This window comes from Mycobacterium sp. (assembly GCF_049281135.1).
GTDB lineage: Bacteria > Actinomycetota > Actinomycetes > Mycobacteriales > Mycobacteriaceae > Mycobacterium.
This window is the reverse complement of the sequence record NZ_JBAPRN010000829.1, coordinates 1-2,804: the sequence shown is the minus strand read 5'-3', so window position 1 is coordinate 2,804 and position 2,804 is coordinate 1. Positions and strand designations below refer to the sequence as shown.

The following is a 2,804-nucleotide window of genomic DNA, read 5'->3' as shown; positions in this document are numbered from 1 at the left end:
CGCCAGCACCGGCGCCCCCGCCGGCGCCCGCAGGGCCGAAGCAGTACACCTATTCGGTCACCGGCACCAAGGCGCCGTTCGACCAAATCACGATCACCTACACCGATGCCTCGGGGATGCGGCGGACGCTGTCCAACGTCTACATCCCGTGGACGATCACGCTCACACCGATCTCGGCGTCTGACGTCGGTTCGATCGAGGCGTCCAGCTTGCTGCGCCTGAGCAAGCTCAATTGCAAGGTCACTGCTAGCGACGGAACGGTGTTGTCGGCCAACGAGAATAATCAACCGCAAGTCAACTGCTGATGGCTCGATACTCGCAAGCCTGGGGCGCGCGCGGAAAGGTCACGCCGGCCACGGCTGACCGCATCGTGATCGGGTCATGCGCTGTCATCTGGCTGGTTCTGGTGGGGGTGAGCGTCGCGGCGCTCGTCGCGCTAATGGATCTGGGCCGGGGTTTCCACGCTGCGAAGGGGAACCCGCACACCTCGTCGGTGCTGTACGCGATCATCATCATCTCGGCGCTGATCATTCTGGCGGCGATCCCCATGTTGCTGCGTGCCCGGCGCATCACTCGAGACGGACCGGCCACGCAATCGTCCGGGTCGCAGGCGCGCACCGTGAGCGCCCGGTCGATCAGGTCCGGGTCACTGGCGGGGCACAGTGCCACCGAGCGCTTGACGACCCAACGACCGGTGTTGGCCGACGCTGAGGTGGACCGCTTCTGGCTGCGCGGCACCGCGGCGCTGATGGGCGCCATGGGCGCGGCGCTGCTCGCGGTGGCTTCGGCGACTTATGCGATGGCGATCGGCCACGATGCCTATTCGTGGACCGGCTACGGAATTGCCGGGGCCATCACGTTGGTGATGCCGCTGATTCCCTGGCGGCAGGTGCGCCAGCTTCGCGGCATGCTCGCCGGCTGACCGCTTGCCGCCCGGACAGCTTGGCGCTCAACGGCTTCAGCCGCGCTGGCGGCTAGTGGTGGCCGTTCGTCGAGCCGTTGCCGTTGCTGCCGTCCTGGTGCTCCCGCAACGCGGTGAGCGCGCGTTGCTCGGAGGCGTGGTGGGCCTCGGACAACGCCGTATCCTCGGAGACCGGGTCGGCGAACAGGAAGCTGCCGGAGCCGGGGGAGCCGCCGGAGCCGAGCTTGTTCATCTTCACCGGGACCGGAGCGCCTTGGTACTCCAGCGGGATCGGGTGGCCATGGTCGTCGACGGGTCCCAGCGGCTGGTGCAGTTCGATGTAGGCGCCGTGCGGCAGGCGTTTGATGATGCCGGTTTCGACGCCGTGCTCGAGGACGGCGCGGTCGCTGCGCTGCAGACCCACACACCACCGATAGGTGATGAAGTAGATGAACGGCGGCAGCACGATCATGCCGATGCGGCCGATCCAGGTGGTCGCGTTGAGCGAGATGTGGAACTTCAGCGCGAGGACGTCGTTCATTGCCGACAGCGTGAGCACCATGTAGAAGGCGATGGCCATCGCCCCGATGGAAGTCCGCACCGGCACGTCCCGGGGACGCTGCAGCAGGTTGTGGTGGGCGTGGTCGCCGCTGAACCGCTTCTCCAGGAACGGGTAGACGATCAGCAGCCCGAAGACCACTCCCATGAGTATTGCGACCCAGACGACGGCCGGGATGGTGTGGCCCATCGGGTAGAACTCCCAGGCCGGCCAGATACGGGCCAGGCCTTCGGTCCACATCATGTAGAAGTCGGGCTGGGATCCCGCCGAGACGTGAGATGGCTTGTAGGGGCCCAGGTTCCAGATCGGGTTGATCTGCAGCAGCCCGCCCATCAGGCCGAGGACGCCGGTGGTCAGGGCGAAGAAGGCGCCGGATTTCACCGCGAAGATCGGCATGACCCGCACACCGACGACGTTGGTCTCGGTGCGGCCAGGGCCGGGGAACTGGGTGTGCTTCTGGAACCAGACGAACGCCAGGTGCGCACCGATCAGCGCCAGGATGATGCCTGGCAGCAGCAGGATGTGCAGCCCGTACATCCGCGGAATGATGTAGCCCGCCGCAGTACAGTCGTCTCCCGCACCGCCGCAAGGGAAGTCGCCGCCGAACAGCGCCCAGTGCAGCCAGGTGCCGATCACCGGCATTCCCATCGTGATCGACGAGAGTGCGGCGCGCAGGCCGATGCCGGACAGCAGGTCGTCGGGCAGCGAGTAGCCGAAGTAGCCCTCGAACATCGACAGGATCAGCAGCAGTGAACCGATGATCCAGTTGGCTTCACGCGGCCTGCGGAAGGCGCCGGTGAAGAAGATCCGGGCAAGGTGCACCATGATCGACGCGGAGAACATCAGTGCGGCCCAGTGGTGGACCTGCCGCACGAACAGACCGCCGCGAACCTCGAAGCTGATGTCCAGCGCCGACGCGAATGCCTTTGACATCCCCACCCCACGCAGCGGCTCATAGACGCCGTTGTAGGTGACGTCCTGCATGGAGGGGTCGAAGAACAGCGTCAGGTACACACCGGTCAGCAGCAGTACGACGAAGCTGTACATCGCGATCTCGCCGAGCAGGAACGACCAGTGCGTCGGGAAGACCTTGTTGAGCTGGCGCCGCGTCGCGGCCGAAAGATGGTAACGCGAGTCGACGGCGTTGCCCTCATCGGCCATGACTTCGCCAATGCTGGGGGGACTCAGTTTTGGACTCATGTTTTGCGCTCCCAAAATGCCGGTCCGACAGGTTCGATGAAATCACCGTTAGCGACGAGATACCCATCGGCGTCAATTGTTATCGGCAGTTGCGCCAATGCGCGCGCGGCGGGCCCGAAAATCGGCTTCGCGTAATGCAATGCG

Annotated in this window: 3 protein-coding genes and 1 pseudogene; 2 read left to right on the top strand and 2 right to left on the bottom strand. The window is 65.3% G+C overall.

Annotation, left to right across the window (positions count from 1 at the left end; genetic code table 11):
- On the top strand, positions 1 to 305 hold a 305-nt coding region (locus tag WAN02_RS33085), incomplete at its 5' end, for an MmpS family transport accessory protein (RefSeq protein WP_422269576.1).
- Positions 302 to 922 carry a DUF2561 family protein gene (locus WAN02_RS33080; RefSeq protein WP_422269577.1) on the top strand — a complete coding sequence of 207 codons (621 nt, stop codon included), beginning with the start codon at positions 302 to 304 and terminating at the stop codon, positions 920 to 922. The genes WAN02_RS33085 and WAN02_RS33080, both read left to right, overlap by 4 nt.
- Positions 923 to 974: 52 nt before the next feature.
- Here the strand turns inward: WAN02_RS33080 and WAN02_RS33075 are convergent, their stop codons facing one another.
- Entirely contained in the window at positions 975 to 2,660 is a 1,686-nt protein-coding gene (locus WAN02_RS33075) for a cytochrome b (RefSeq protein ID WP_422269575.1), read from the bottom strand.
- Positions 2,657 to 2,804: pseudogene (locus WAN02_RS33070) on the bottom strand (menaquinol-cytochrome C reductase); the annotation flags it as partial. The pseudogene WAN02_RS33070 and the gene WAN02_RS33075, both read right to left, overlap by 4 nt.

Excerpts from the sequence above, each read along its gene's own strand:
- WAN02_RS33075 (WP_422269575.1), bottom strand. The coding sequence starts at position 2,660 with ATGAGTCCAAAACTGAGTCCCCCCAGCATTGGCGAAGTCATGGCCGAT.